Below are 14,203 nucleotides of genomic sequence, written 5' to 3'. Positions count from 1 at the left end.
GGTGAGGAGTGGGTCGATGGCGCTGAACCGACGGGGATTCCTCCACGCGACCGGGGTCGCCGGCGCGGCCGTCCTGTGGAGCGGGCCGCCCGCCACCGCCGCCCCGGCACGGGTACCGGCGAGCACCACCACGGGCACCACCCTGGACGGCGCGGCCACGCCGGTCGGGCAGGCCGGGTACCGCCGGCTCACCGCCGGTCCCGGGTGGCCGCTGGTCGTGCGCGGGGACGTCGCCGCGCCCGGACCCGGGCGGCTGGACCACCGCCGTCCGCTGGCCTGCTTCGTCCAGTTCACCGACATGCACCTGGTCGACACCCAGAGCCCCGCGCGCTTCGAGTACACCCACCCGCTGCTGGGCTCCGGCGCGTTCCGCGCGCACGAAACGCTCGCCCAGCACACCTCCACCGCCCTCGTGCGCAAGATCAACGCGCTGCCCGGCGGCCCGTTCACCGGGCGCCCCATCGACTTCGTGATGACCACCGGTGACAACACCGACAACCACGAGCAGGTCGAACTCGACTGGTTCCTCACCGTCCTCAACGGCGGCCGGATCACCGCCAACACCGGCGACCCCGCGCGCTACGAGGGCGTGCAGGACTCCGGCGCGAAGTCCTACTGGCACCCCGGCAGCACCCTCGCCGACGACTACAAGGCCACGGGCTTCCCGCTGGTCCCGGGCCTGCTCGACGCCGTGATCCGCCCGTTCGACAGCCCCGGCCTGCGCATCCCGTGGTACTGCACGTTCGGCAACCACGACGACAGCGTGGTCGGCACCCTCCCGGACGGCATCCCGTTCCTCGACGCCCTCTACACCGGCAGCCGCAAGGTGATGGGCTTCCCCGAGGCCGACGCCGCGCGCATCGCCCGCGCCCTGACCCGACCGGCGCAGGCCGCCGACGTCGCCGCCGTGCTGGCGACCGACCGGGGCCTGGTCCGCACCGTCACCGCCGACCCGCGCCGCCGGCCGTTCGACACCGCCGGGTTCGTCGGCGCCCACCTCGACCCGAACAACACCGGTCCGGGACCGGTCGGCCACGGCTTCACCCCGGACAACGCCGACGGCGTGGACGTCTTCTACACCTTCCGCATCGCGCCCGGCGTCACCGGCATCAGCCTCGACACCACGACCACCGCCGGCCTCGCGGACGGCTCGATCGGCCTGCACCAGTTCCGCTGGCTGGAGAAGGTGCTGCGCCGCAACAGCTCCCGCTACTACGACGTGCTCGGCCTGAAGAGGTCCCAGGACGTCACCGACGAGTTGTTCATCCTGTTCAGCCACCACACGAGCTGGACCATGGGCAACGTGCTGCCCGACCGCCGCCGCCCGCTGGACCCCCGGCTGGACGGCTCCGCGCTGGTCGGCCTGCTGAAGCGGTTCCCGAACGTGGTCGCCTGGGTCAACGGGCACACCCACGAGAACCGGATCGTCCCGCACGGCACGGGCGACCGGGCGTTCTGGGAGATCAACACCGCCGCGCACGTCGACCACCCGCAGCACGCCCGGGTCATCGAGCTGGTCGACAACGGCGACGGCACCCTGTCGCTGTTCACCACGCTCGTCGAGGGCGACGCGCCTTACGCGGCGGACTACGACGACGGCACACCGCGCGGTCTGGCCTCGCTGGCCCGGGAGTTCGCGTTCAACGACCCGCACGCGAACCTGAACGCCGTGGGAACGCCGGCCGACCGGAACGCGGAACTGCTGGTCATGGGCCGCTCCCCGGTCACCGCGTGACGGGGAGGCGAGCGGCATGCCGCGCACCGCGCGAGGTGGAGGTGAGCCGCTCGCCGGGCATCGCCTGAGCGGGTGCGGCCCGCGCCCTGCGGTGTCGGCGCGGGCGCCGGGTCGTGCCGGGTGAACGTGCCTCATCTCACTCCCGGTGGCCGCGCTGGAATTTTGGCCGCCTAGGGTCGTTGACGTGGCCGTGGACATCTCGATCACCCCGCCCGAGCCCCACCCCGGTCCGGCGGCGATGCGGCGCGCGCTGCGCCGGGCCGCCGACGGCGCGGTCCTGGACGTGACCGAGGCGTCCGTGCTGCTGCACGCCCGGGACGACGACCTGGACGCCCTGCTGGCGGCGGCGGGCCGGGTGCGGGACGCGCACCTGCTCGCCGAGGGCCGCCCCGGCGTCGTGACCTACAGCCGCAACGCGTTCATCCCGCTGACCCGGCTGTGCCGCGACCGCTGCCACTACTGCACGTTCGCCACCGTCCCGCACCGCCTGCCCGCCGCGTTCCTGGAGCGCGACGAGGTGCTCGACATCGCCCGCCGGGCCGCCGCGCAGGGGTGCAAGGAAGCCCTGTTCACGCTCGGTGACCGGCCGGAGGAGCGCTGGCCGCAGGCCAAGGAGTGGCTGGAGGCGCGCGGCTACGAGTCGACGCTCGACTACGTGCGGGCCAGCGCGATCGCCGTGCTGGAGGAGACCGGGCTGCTGCCGCACCTCAACCCCGGCGTGCTGAGCTGGGAGGAGCTGCAACGGCTGCGCCCGGTGGCGGCCAGCATGGGGATGATGCTGGAGACCACCGCCGAGCGGCTGTGGAGCGAGAAGGGCGGCCCGCACTACGGCAGCCCCGACAAGGACCCAGCCGTGCGGCTGCGGGTGCTCACCGACGCGGGCCGGGTCAACGTCCCGTTCACCACCGGCATCCTGATCGGCATCGGCGAGACGGTGACCGAGCGCGCCGAGTCGCTGCTGGCCATGCGCGGGATCGCCCGCCAGTACGGGCACGTGCAGGAAGTCATCATCCAGAACTTCCGGGCCAAGCCGGACACCGCGATGCGCGGGATGCCCGACGCCGACCTGCGCGAGCTGGCCGCCGCGATCGCCGTCGCGCGGCTGGTGATGCCGCCGTCCACCAGCGTCCAGGCCCCGCCGAACCTGGTCGGCGACGAGTTCGGGCTGATGCTGCGGGCGGGTGTCGACGACTGGGGCGGCGTGTCCCCGGTGACGCCCGACCACGTCAACCCCGAGCGCCCGTGGCCGCAGGTCGACGCGCTCGCCGACCTCACCCGCGCCGCCGGGTTCGAGCTGCGCGAGCGCCTCGCGGTCTACCCGCGCTACGTGCGCTCCGCACCCGGCCAGTGGATCGACACCCGGCTCACCGGGCACGTCCGCGCGCTGGCCGGCGACGACGGCCTGGCGGACCCGGACGCGCCCGTGGTCGGCCGCGAGTGGCAGGAGCCCGACGGCGGCCTGGACACCTACGGCCGCGCCGACCTGCACACCGCCATCGACACCGAGGGCCGCACCGGGGACCGGCGCGGCGACTTCGACTCCGTCTACGGCGACTGGGGCTCGCTGAGCGTGCCGGTGGCCGCGTCCAGGCTGCCCGAGGACACCTCCCGCGCACTCAGGCTGGCCGCCGACGACCCCGCCGGGCTGCTGGAGGACACCGACGCGGCCATGGCGCTGCTGACCGCCGACGGCGAGGCGCTGGAGGCGATGGCCCGGCTGGCCGACGAGCTGCGCCGCGACGTCGTGGGCGACGACGTGACCTACGTGGTCAACCGCAACATCAACTTCTCCAACGTCTGCTACGTCGGCTGCCGGTTCTGCGCGTTCGCCCAGCGCGAGCGCGACGCGGACGCGTTCCGGCTCAGCGTGGACGAGGTCGCCGCCCGTGCGGGCGAGGCGTGGGACCAGGGCGCGACCGAGGTCTGCATGCAGGGCGGCATCGACCCCAAGCTGCCGGTCACCTACTACGCGGACGTCGTCCGGGCGATCAAGGCCGAAGTGCCCGGGATGCACGTCCACGCGTTCAGCCCGATGGAGATCGTCAGCGCGGCGGCCAAGGCGGGCGTGAGCGTCCGCGAGTGGCTCACCGAGCTGCGCGCGGCCGGCCTGGACTCGATCCCGGGCACGGCCGCCGAGATCCTCGACGACGACGTGCGCTGGGTGCTCACCAAGGGCAAGCTGCCCGCCGCCACCTGGCTGGAGGTCGTCGCCACGGCGCACGAGGTGGGCCTGCGGTCGTCGTCCACGATGATGTACGGCCACGTCGACCACCCCGGCCACTGGCTGGGGCACTTCCGGACCCTGGCGCGGCTCCAGGACCGGACCGGTGGCCTGACCGAGTTCGTCGGCCTGCCGTTCGTGCACCGCAACGCGCCGATCTACCTGGCGGGCGTCGCCCGGCCGGGCCCGACGCGCCGGGACAACCGGGCCGTCCACGCGTTCGCCCGGCTCGCGCTGCACGGGCGGGTCGACAACGTCCAGTGCTCGTGGGTCAAGCTCGGCGACGAGGGGACCGCCGAGGTGCTCCGGGGCGGCGCGAACGACCTCGGCGGCACGCTCATGGAGGAGACGATCAGCCGGATGGCCGGCTCCGAGCACGGCTCGGCCCGGACCGCCCGGCAACTGCACGACACCGCCGCGCTGGCCGGCCGTCCGGCCCGGCAGCGCACCACGACGTACGGGCGGGTCGGCACCCCCGGGTGAGGCCCCGGGGATGATCACGGGGAGTGTCGTGGTTAGTCTGCGGCCGGCCGCCTTTTCCACCGTTCTCCCCGCCGGAGCCCCACAGCTTCGGTAGGTTCGCGGCCGTCCGTCAACAGGGTTCACCCGTAGCGGTGACGCGGTGGTGGTGAGGAGGCTCGGCGGTGCGCGGACGCAGTGCAGCACTGGGTGTGGTCCTGGGCGCGGTGTCGCCCCTGGTCACGGCGGGCGTCGCCCTGGCGGGCACGAGCACGGCCGCCCTGGGCGCGTCGTCGGTGAACACGCCGGTCGGCGTCATCGCGGTGGCCGCCGGGGTGGTCGGCCTGGTCGCGGGCCTGGTCCGCCGACGCCGGGCCGCCGTGGTGCGGGCGAAGTCCGAGGAGTTCGCCACCCCGCTCGTGGCACCGGTCCTGCCCGCGATCGTGCCGCCGGCCGCTCCGGCGGTCGCGCTGCCCGCCACGGCCACCGCGCCGCCCACCAGCGCCTGACCCACCCGCCCGGAGCCCAGCGGGTCCGGGGTGCCGGGCCGCCGCGCCCGGGTGCCGGTCCGCGTGCACGCGGGTGCCGAGTGCCGGCCCGCTCCCGCGCCGCCGGGCGGCCCTGGGAGAATCACGTGGTGGCCCCTGAGAACCCCGCCCCCGAGAACACCGCCGGGAACGCACCCGAGGCCGGTCAGGCCGCCCCGGCGGGCCGCCCCCGCGTGCTGTCCGGCATCCAGCCGACCGCCGGGTCGTTCCACCTCGGCAACTACCTCGGCGCGATCCGCCAGTGGGTGGCGCTCCAGGAGACCCACGACGCCTTCTACTGCGTGGTGGACCTGCACGCGATCACCGTCGAGCAGGACCCGAAGGTGCTGCGGCAGAACACCCGGGTCTCCGCCGCGCAGCTGCTCGCGCTGGGCATCGACCCCGAGAACGCCACGCTGTTCGTGCAGAGCCACGTCCCCGAGCACGCCCAGCTCGCCTGGGTCATGCAGTGCATCACCGGGTTCGGCGAGGCGTCCCGGATGACCCAGTTCAAGGACAAGTCCGCCCGCCAGGAGAACCAGGTCGGCGTCGGCCTGTTCACCTACCCGATCCTCCAGGCCGCCGACATCCTGCTCTACCAGGCGCACCACGTGCCGGTCGGCGAGGACCAGCGCCAGCACCTCGAACTGACCCGCGACCTCGCGCAGCGGTTCAACACCCGGTACGGCAGGACGTTCCGGCTGCCCGAGGCGTACATCGTCAAGGACACCGCCAAGATCTTCGACCTGCAGGACCCGACGTCGAAGATGAGCAAGTCGGTGCCGGCCGGCGTGGTCGAGCTGCTGGAGGACCCGAAGCGGGGCGCGAAGAAGATCCGCTCGGCGGTGACCGACACCGGGCGCGAGGTCGTCTACGACCCGGCGGGCAAGGCCGGCGTGAGCAACCTGCTGGTGATCTACTCGGCGCTGTCCGGCCGCCCGGTGGACGAGCTGGTCGCGGCGTACGCGGGGAAGGGCTACGGGGACCTCAAGAAGGACCTCGGCGAGGTCTACACCGAGTTCGTCACGCCCGTGCAGGCGCGCGTCGCCGAGTACCTGGGCGACCTGCCCGAGCTGGACAAGGTGCTGGCGCGGGGCGCGGAGCGGGCGCGCGAGGTGGCCGCCCGGACGCTGGCCCGCGCCTACGACCGGATCGGCTTCCTGGCGGGCTGACGCCGTCCGGGTGGTCGGCGCGTCCGAGATGCGGGTGATCATCCGAACGCTTACCGTGCAACCGTGGCGGAAGAGTCGAAGCTCGACAGGCTGCGCCGGGAGCGCCCCTGGTTGGACCACCTGTTCCGCGCGGCCCAGCGCTACACCGAGCGGTACGGGGCACACTACGCCGCTGCCGTCACCTACTTCAGCGTGCTGTCGCTGGTGCCGATGCTGATGATCGGCTTCGCCGTCGCCGGTTTCGTGCTGGCCTCGCAGCCGGACCTGCTGGACGAGCTGAAGGGCGGCATCGCCGAGGCGGTGCCCGGCGCGCTGGGCGACACCGTGAACAAGGTGGTCAACCAGGCGATCGACTCCAAGGGCACGGTCGGCGTGTTCGGCCTGCTCGGCGCGGCCTACTCCGGGCTCGGCTGGATGAGCAACCTGCGCGACGCGCTGACCGCCCAGTGGGGGCACGCGAAGGAAGACCTGCCGTTCCTCAAGACCGCTTTCAAGGACCTGCTGGCGCTGATCAGCCTGGGCGTCGCCCTGGTGGTCTCGTTCGGCCTCACGGCGGTGGGCAGCGGGTTCGCGCACCTGGTGCTGGAGTTCGTCGGCCTGGACGGCGTGTGGTGGGCCGAGGCGGTGCTCAAGGTCGCCACGATCGTGCTGGCGCTGGCCGCGAACTGGCTGGTGTTCCTGTGGGTGCTGGCGAAGCTGCCGCGCAAGCCCGTGGGCTGGACCAGCGCGTTCAAAGGCGCTGCCGCCGCCGCGGTCGGGTTCGAGGTGCTCAAGCAGGTCGGGACGATCTACCTGTCCACGGTGACGGCGTCGCCGGCCGGTGCGGCGTTCGGCCCGGTGATCGGTGTGCTGGTGTTCGCGAACCTGGTGGCGCAGTTCCTGCTGTTCATCACGGCGTGGACGGCCACCGCCCGGGAGAACCTGATCAAGGACCCGCCGACCCCGCCCCCGCCGGCGGTGATCCGGCCGGTGGTGGAGGTGCGCCGCGCGCCCAGCCCCCGCGCCGCCGCCGGTCTGGTCGGCGCGGGGTGGCTGCTGGGCGCGCTGTTCCGGCGCAGGTGATCACGCGCAGGTGAGCCGGCGCGGGTGAGCCGGCCCGGGTGGTGCGCCGCCGGATCGGGCGCGGGTGGATCAGGTCCAGAAGACGGCGACGCCGACGTTGAGCACGACCAGGCCCGCCAGGGCCGGGGTGAGCCACGACGCGACCTTCTGCTTGTTCAGGTTCACCGCGACCAGGCCCGCGATGACGACCACGACCAGGAGCTTCACCCCGATCTTGACGTGGTCGTACTCCTTGTCGGTCAGCGGGGCGAGGCCGACCAGCGCCACGCCGGTGAGCAGTTGCAGCGCCGCACCGTGCAGCCAGCCCTTGTTGAGCGGTCCGTCCTTGCCGGTCCGGTTCTGGACGAAGAACATGGCGACGAGCATTCCCATGCCCAGCAGGTGCAGGAACACCAGCAGCAGGCGCACGAACTCCACGGCGGAGCCTCCAAGGGGGTGTGGTGGGTTACTTGCGGGCGGCCCGGAGACCGCGCACGCCCAGCACGCCGATCACCGTGCCGAACGTGAGTGAAGCGACGACCAGCACGAGGTGCACGGTGAAGAACCCGGTCGGGCCGTCATCCCACGAACGGGGGTCCTTCCAGATGTTGCGCAGGAACGTGGGCCAGATCACCCACGACCACGCCCCGAAGGCCACCAGGAAGACGGACGCGCGGCGGGAGAGCTTCACGGGTGCAGTATCCGACGTGGCGGGTGCGCAGCACCTCACCGGGGTGGATAGCCTGGACGGGTGCGTTCACCCGCGTCCCGACGCCCCGTTGCCCTGGTGCTGGCTGCCTGCGCGCTGATGGCCACCGCAGTGTTCGGCGCCTCGACCGCGCAGGCGCAGCCCGCCCCGTGCGACAACAGGGTGTCACCACCCCCTGCGGTCGATACCTCCGAACAGGTGGCTCCGGGTACCAAGCCGCCTCCCCCGTTGGAGGTGCCGGAGAACCCGGTCGGGGGCGAGCGGATGGGCGAGTGCGGCATCGTGCTGCCCGCCAACGCCGAGAAGCCGCCGGACCGCATCACCGCCAAGGGCTGGCTGATCGCCGACCTCGACTCGGGCGCGGTGCTCGCGGGCTACGACCCGCACGGCCGCCAGCGCCCGGCGTCGGTGATGAAGGTGCTGCTGGCGATGGTCGTGGCCAAGGAGCTGTCGCCGGGGTCCACGGTCGCCGCCAACGCCGACGACATCGCCCAGGAGTGCACCTGCATCGGCCTGCGCAACGGCGCGGAGTACACCGTCGAGCAGCTCCTGCAGGCGCTGGTCATGGCGTCGGGCAATGACGTCGCGCACGCGCTGGCCCGCAGGCTCGGCGGCCTGCCCAGCGCCATCCGCAAGATGAACGCGCTGGCCATGGAGCTGGGCGCGCTCGACACCCGCGCGGTCACCCCGTCCGGCCTGGACGCGCCGGGCACCAGCACCTCGGCCTACGACGTGGCGCTGATCTTCCGCGCCGCGATGGGGTACCCGGACTTCGCCCAGGCCGTGCTCACCCAGCGGATCGACTTCCCCGCGCCCAACGGCGTCGGGACCGTGCCGGTGCTCAACGACAACAAGATGCTGACCTCCTACGAGGGTGCCCTCGGAGGCCGTTCCGGCTTCACCGACGACGCCCAGCACACCTACGTCGGCGCGGCGGAGCGCAACGGGCGCCGGCTCGTCGTGGTCCTGCTGCGCGGGCAGCAGACGCCGATCAAGATGACCGACCAGGCGGCGGAGCTGCTGGACTACGGCTTCGAGCTGCCCGCCGGCGAACCGGTGGGGCGGCTGGTGGACGGCGCACCGCAGACCAAGAAGAAGACCCAGGACGCCAAGCCGTCGCCCACCAGCGCGAACGTGGGGCCGGTCGCGGAGTCGCACACCACCAACACGGCGATGTTCAAGGCGTTCGGCAACGTCGGCGGCCCGATCACGGCGGTCGCGGGCCTGGGCCTCGTGCTGGGGTTGTTGATGTACCTGCGCAACAAGAAGGCCAAGGCCGCCCGCGCGGCCCGTGCCGCCGCGCAGCAGCAGTCCGGCTGAGCGGGCGAGGAGCCGCTCTGCCGGGTCCGGCGGGCGGCACGTGGCCGGACGGCCGAGCCGGGTCCGGCGGGGCTGCACGAGCCCGAGTGCGGAAGAGGGGCGGAGCCGACCGGCTCCGCCCCTCTTCGCGTGAGTACCGCTCAGGTGCGCTTGAACAGCAGCGCGCGCTTCACTTCCTGGATCGCCTTGGTCACCTGGATGCCGCGCGGGCAGGCGTCCGTGCAGTTGAACGTCGTCCGGCAGCGCCACACGCCGTCCACGTCGTTCAGGATGTCCAGCCGCTCCTCCGCGCCCTCGTCGCGCGAGTCGAAGATGAAGCGGTGGGCGTTCACGATCGCCGCCGGGCCGAAGTACGAGCCCTCGGTCCAGTACACCGGGCACGAGGTGGTGCAGCAGGCGCACAGGATGCACTTCGTGGTGTCGTCGAACCGCTCCCGGTCCGCCACGGACTGCACCCGCTCGCGGGTCGGCTCGTTGCCGTAGGTGATCAGGTACGGCTTGACCGCCCGGAACGCCTCGAAGAACGGCTCCATGTCGACCAGCAGGTCCTTGTGCACCGGCAGGCCCTTGATGGGCTCGACGGTGATCGTGGTCTGCTTGCCGCCGCCCGCGAGCAGGTCCTTGAGCAGCACCTTGCACGCCAGGCGGTTCACGCCGTTGATCCGCATCGCGTCCGAGCCGCAGATGCCGTGCGCGCACGACCGGCGGAAGGTCAGCGTGCCGTCGAGGTACCACTTGACGTAGTGCAGCAGGTTCAGCACGCGGTCCGACGCGAGCGCCGGGATCTCGAACGAGTCCCAGCGCGGCTCGTCGTCCACCTCGGGGTTGAACCGGCGGATCTTCAGGGTGACGGTGATCGCGCCGTCCGGGACCGGCGGCTGGGAGCCGCGCGAACCCGTCGACACTTCAGCGGTAGCGGTCATCAGTACTTGCGCTCCATCGGCTGGTACCGGGTGAACGTCACGGGCTTGTAGTCCAGGCGGATGTCCGCCGACAGGCCCTCACCCTGCTTGTAGTACATGCTGTGGCGCATGAAGTTCGTGTCGTCGCGGTTCGGGTAGTCCTCGCGGGCGTGGCCGCCCCGGGACTCCTTGCGCGCCAGCGCGCCGACGACCAGCACTTCGGCCAGCTCCAGCAGGAAACCCAGCTCCACGGCTTCGAGGAGGTCGGTGTTGAACCGCTTCCCCTTGTCCTGCACGGTGATCCGCTGGTAGCGCTCCTTGAGCGCCTGCACGTCGTGCAGCGCGGTCTTGAGCGTGTCCTCGGTGCGGTACACCGACGCGTTCGCGTCCATCGTGGCCTGGAGTTCGGTGCGGATGTCCGCGACCCGCTCGTGGCCGTGCTCCGACAGCGCCAGCGCCACCTGCGCCTCGACCTGGGCGGCCGGGTTCTCCGGCAGCTCCACGTGCTCGTGCGCGTTCGCGTACTCGGCGGCGGCGATGCCCGCGCGCCGGCCGAACACGTTGATGTCCAGCAGCGAGTTCGTGCCCAGGCGGTTCGCGCCGTGCACCGAGACGCACGCGCACTCGCCCGCCGCGTACAGGCCGGGGATCACGTGGTCGTTGTCCCGCAGCACTTCGCCGTGGATGTTGGTCGGGATGCCGCCCATGGCGTAGTGCGCGGTCGGGTAGACCGGCACCGGCTCCTTCACCGGGTCGACCGCGAGGTAGGTGCGGGCGAACTCGGTGATGTCGGGCAGCTTCGTCTCCAGCACCTCGGCGCCGAGGTGCGTGCAGTCCAGCAGCACGTAGTCCTTGTTCGGGCCCGCGCCCCGGCCTTCGAGCACCTCCAGCGCCATCGACCGGGCCACGATGTCGCGCGGCGCCAGGTCCTTGATGGTGGGGGCGTAGCGCTCCATGAACCGCTCGCCGGACGCGTTGCGCAGGATCGCGCCCTCGCCGCGCGCGCCCTCCGTGAGCAGGATGCCCAGGCCCGCCAGGCCGGTCGGGTGGAACTGGTAGAACTCCATGTCCTCCAGCGGCAGGCCCTTGCGGAACACGATGCCCATGCCGTCACCGGTCAGCGTGTGGGCGTTCGACGTGGTCTTGAAGACCTTGCCGAAGCCGCCGGTCGCGAACACGACGGACTTGGCCTGGAAGACGTGGATCTCGCCGGTCGCCAGCTCGTAGGCAACCGCGCCGGTGCAGACCGGGCCGTCCTCGGTCTCGGTCAGGCAGATGTCGAGCACGTAGAACTCGTTGAAGAACTCGATGCCGTGCTTGACGCAGTTCTGGTACAGCGTCTGGAGGATCATGTGGCCGGTGCGGTCGGCCGCGTAGCACGCCCGGCGCACGGCGGCCTCGCCGTGGTTGCGGGTGTGCCCGCCGAAGCGCCGCTGGTCGATCCGGCCCTCGGGCGTGCGGTTGAACGGCAGGCCCATCTTCTCCAGGTCCAGGACCGCGTCGATGGCCTCCTTCGCCATGATCTCGGCGGCGTCCTGGTCGACCAGGTAGTCACCGCCCTTGATCGTGTCGAAGGTGTGCCACTCCCAGTTGTCCTCCTCGACGTTGGCCAGCGCGGCGCACATGCCGCCCTGCGCCGCGCCGGTGTGGGAGCGGGTGGGGTAGAGCTTGGTGAGCACGGCCGTGCGGGCGCGCTGGCCGGACTCGATCGCCGCGCGCATACCGGCACCGCCCGCGCCGATGATCACGACGTCGTACTTGTGGAACTGCATGTCGAAGACTCCCCGCGGCGGGTCAGGAGGTGATGTTCGGGTCGAAGGTGAAGATCACGTACGAGCCGAGGGCGATGATCAGCACCATCGACACGTAGAGCAGCACCTTGAGCCAGAACCGGGTGGCGTCCTTGCGGGCGTAGTCGTTGATCACGGTGCGCAGGCCGTTGCCGCCGTGGATCTGCGCCAGCCACAGCATCGCCAGGTCCCAGAACTGCCAGAACGGGGAGGCCCAGCGGCCCGCCACGAAACCGAAGTTGATCCGGTGCACGCCGCCGTCGAGGATGTTCATGATGAACAGGTGGCCGAGCACCAGCACGACCAGCGCGATGCCGGACACGCGCATGAACAGCCAGCTGTACAGCTCGCCGTTGCTCCGGCGGGCGGCGGGGCGGCGCGGGGAGCGCGGCTTGTCCAGGGTCAGGTCGCTCATGGTCAGTGACCCCCGAACATCTCGGACACGGTGCGGACCACCATGAAGTAGGTGCCCGGGATCATCACGGCCACCCACACGACGAGGACCGTCCACAGCATCGGCCGCTGGTACTTCGGGCCCTTGGCCCAGAAGTCGACGAGCATCACCCGGATGCCGTTGAGCGCGTGGTAGAGCACCGCGCCGACCAGGCCGACCTCGAACAGGTTGACCACCGGGTTCTTGTAGGTCTCGATGACCTTGTCGTACGCGTCCGGCGACACCCGTACCAGGGCGGTGTCCAGGACGTGCGCGAACAGGAAGAAGAACGTCAACACACCGGTGATGCGGTGGGCGACCCAGGACCACATGCCCAGGTCGCCACGGTAGAGCGTGCCGCCTCCTTTGGAGGTGCCCGACCGCTCTGTTGCGGTGGTGCCGGCCATGCGCAACGGCCTCCAGCGTCAGTGGTGGACTGGTCTCCCCGTGGTAAAGGGGACCTTGACCCCCGGATGCTAGTCCCGGGTGCTCTGCGCGACCCAACGGCCGCCGCCGTCTGTGAGCGACGAGACATCCACCGCGCCCCGGACCACCTCACCCGACGGTGTGACCTGCCCTACTGCGCGGCAGGCGTCCACTTGAGACGCCGGGGACTACCGGTAATGGATCACGTGCAGCCCGAGGACGCCCTCCTCGGACAGCTCGACGGGCTCCGCGCGCATCCCGTCGACCAGCTCCAAGCCGCCTTCGACGCGCCGCGCGTTCACCACCAGGCCGACCGACTCCCGGCCGCGCCGGTCCATCCTGCGGACCCAGACCAGGCCCGCCGCGCCCGGCGGCAGGCCGGCGAACTCGGCCAGCACGTCACCCCACCGGGTGTGCGCGCTGGTGCCGGTCACCTCGCCCAGCCGGCTCGTCGTCGGCCCGAACCAGGCGACCGGGCCGGGCGCGGGCGTCGCGCCCGGGTCGTCGTCGCCCGCGTCCCAGCGCGCCAGCCACGGCCACGGGTCGGAGTTGGGCAGGCCGAACGGGCTGCGCCGGGCGTCCTTGGGCACCACCAGCGCCGCGTCGAGCATCTGGTCCCGGGCGTCGCCGGAGGCCAGGAAAGCCCGGGTCGTGCACGCGAACAGCCAGCCCCGGGCCAGCTCGTCGGCCGGGTCCGGGTCGACCAGCACGACCTGCCCGCCGTAGGTGTCGGCGAGGTGCCGCTCCGCCGCCCGCACGGCCTCGCCCAGGGTGCGGGGCTCGTGCCACGGCACCGGGCGCGGCCGGGGGAAGCGGGCCAGCACCAGTTCCTTCACCGTCGCCACCTCCAGGTCGGCCGGGCCGCCGCGCAGGCCGTCCAGCACGACGACCTCGTCGCCGTCGTGGTGCGCGTGGACCAGGTGGCCGGTCACCTCGACGCCCGCCAGCTCGCGCCGGACCCACACCACGCCCCCGGTGCCCGGGCCGCCGTCGCGGACCGCCGAGACGACCTCCGACCAGTCCCGGCAGGCCGCCACCTCGGAGCGCGGGAAGTGCTGCGCGCGCAGCCGGTCCCACCAGCCCGGCCGCTCGTCCCACGGCCGCCACGGCAGGGCCGAGGCCGGCGTTCCGCCGACCACCGCGCCCACCGCGACGACGCAGTTGCGCGCGTTGACCCGCCACACCCAGTCGCGCTCGGCCGGCGCCCGCCACCCGCCCGCGCCGTCCTCGCCGACGCCGAGGTCGGCGAACGGCCGGTCGTTGGGCAGCGGGTAGGGCGCGTCGCCGGTGGTCGGCACGGCGATCGCCGCCGCCAGCATCGGCGACGACCCGTCGCGGAACCGGCAGCCGAAGACCGCGACCCGGTCGGTCTCCAGCAGCGCGTACCGGGTGGGTTCGGCCGCACCGCCGTACACCCGGTCGAGCCACTGTTCGGCAGTGCCTCGTGGTGGGGTCACACGCACCTCGT

Annotated in this window: 13 protein-coding genes; 6 read left to right on the top strand and 7 right to left on the bottom strand. The window is 72.3% G+C overall.

Going from position 1 to position 14,203, the window contains the following annotated elements:
• Nucleotides 1-16: 16 nt before the first annotated feature.
• The 5 genes from AB0I60_RS17830 to yhjD all read left to right on the top strand — a co-directional run bounded on the left by AB0I60_RS17830 (nt 17) and on the right by yhjD (nt 7,176).
• Nucleotides 17-1,735, top strand: coding sequence for a TIGR03767 family metallophosphoesterase (locus AB0I60_RS17830; protein WP_360731102.1), 1,719 nt, complete (start codon nt 17-19; stop codon nt 1,733-1,735).
• A gap of 184 nt (nt 1,736-1,919) precedes the next feature.
• A complete protein-coding gene (locus tag AB0I60_RS17825; protein ID WP_360731101.1) occupies nt 1,920-4,439 on the top strand; it encodes a bifunctional FO biosynthesis protein CofGH in 2,520 nt (839 codons plus the stop codon).
• 161 nt (nt 4,440-4,600) lie between these two features.
• Nucleotides 4,601-4,924, top strand: coding sequence for a hypothetical protein (locus AB0I60_RS17820; protein ID WP_360731099.1), 324 nt, complete (start codon nt 4,601-4,603; stop codon nt 4,922-4,924).
• Between the two features lie 212 nt (nt 4,925-5,136).
• Nucleotides 5,137-6,114, top strand: coding sequence for a tryptophan--tRNA ligase (trpS, locus tag AB0I60_RS17815; RefSeq protein WP_360731355.1), 978 nt, complete (start codon nt 5,137-5,139; stop codon nt 6,112-6,114).
• Nucleotides 6,115-6,177: 63 nt separating this feature from the next.
• Entirely contained in the window at nt 6,178-7,176 is a 999-nt protein-coding gene (gene yhjD / locus AB0I60_RS17810) for an inner membrane protein YhjD (RefSeq protein WP_360731098.1), read from the top strand.
• 69 nt (nt 7,177-7,245) lie between these two features.
• Here yhjD and AB0I60_RS17805 read toward each other — a convergent pair whose 3' ends face one another.
• Together AB0I60_RS17805 and AB0I60_RS17800 are read right to left on the bottom strand one after the other, a co-directional pair.
• Complete coding sequence (locus AB0I60_RS17805) at nt 7,246-7,593, bottom strand: hypothetical protein (protein ID WP_360731097.1); 348 nt, start codon at nt 7,591-7,593, stop codon at nt 7,246-7,248.
• A 28-nt stretch (nt 7,594-7,621) separates the two neighbouring features.
• Nucleotides 7,622-7,846: a hypothetical protein gene (locus AB0I60_RS17800; RefSeq protein ID WP_360731095.1), complete on the bottom strand. Its 225-nt coding sequence runs from the start codon at nt 7,844-7,846 to the stop codon at nt 7,622-7,624.
• Between the two features lie 60 nt (nt 7,847-7,906).
• Between AB0I60_RS17800 and AB0I60_RS17795 the strand changes: the two genes are divergently transcribed.
• Entirely contained in the window at nt 7,907-9,184 is a 1,278-nt protein-coding gene (locus tag AB0I60_RS17795; protein ID WP_360731094.1) for a serine hydrolase, read from the top strand.
• Between the two features lie 140 nt (nt 9,185-9,324).
• On the opposite strand, the gene AB0I60_RS17790 is transcribed toward AB0I60_RS17795, so the two are convergent.
• The 5 genes from AB0I60_RS17790 to AB0I60_RS17770 form a co-directional block, all read right to left on the bottom strand.
• Nucleotides 9,325-10,107, bottom strand: a complete 783-nt coding sequence (locus AB0I60_RS17790; RefSeq protein ID WP_360731092.1) for a succinate dehydrogenase iron-sulfur subunit — start codon at nt 10,105-10,107, stop codon at nt 9,325-9,327.
• Entirely contained in the window at nt 10,107-11,858 is a 1,752-nt protein-coding gene (gene sdhA, locus AB0I60_RS17785) for a succinate dehydrogenase flavoprotein subunit (protein WP_360731090.1), read from the bottom strand. The genes AB0I60_RS17790 and sdhA overlap by 1 nt, the downstream gene beginning before the upstream one ends.
• Nucleotides 11,859-11,880: 22 nt before the next feature.
• The gene (locus AB0I60_RS17780) at nt 11,881-12,291 is read right to left on the bottom strand and encodes a succinate dehydrogenase hydrophobic membrane anchor subunit (RefSeq protein ID WP_015105078.1); all 411 of its coding nucleotides are present in this window, start codon (nt 12,289-12,291) and stop codon (nt 11,881-11,883) included.
• Nucleotides 12,292-12,293: 2 nt separating this feature from the next.
• Nucleotides 12,294-12,716 (bottom strand): succinate dehydrogenase, cytochrome b556 subunit, encoded by a 423-nt coding sequence (gene sdhC, locus AB0I60_RS17775; protein WP_360731088.1) that lies wholly within the window; start codon nt 12,714-12,716, stop codon nt 12,294-12,296.
• 207 nt (nt 12,717-12,923) lie between these two features.
• Nucleotides 12,924-14,192 (bottom strand): YrhB domain-containing protein, encoded by a 1,269-nt coding sequence (locus tag AB0I60_RS17770; protein WP_360731086.1) that lies wholly within the window; start codon nt 14,190-14,192, stop codon nt 12,924-12,926.
• Nucleotides 14,193-14,203 lie beyond the last annotated feature (11 nt).

The sequence above is a fragment of the Actinosynnema sp. NPDC050436 genome (assembly GCF_040655415.1).
Classification (GTDB): Bacteria; Actinomycetota; Actinomycetes; order Mycobacteriales; family Pseudonocardiaceae; genus Actinosynnema.
This window is presented reverse-complemented; position numbering and strand designations above follow the sequence as displayed.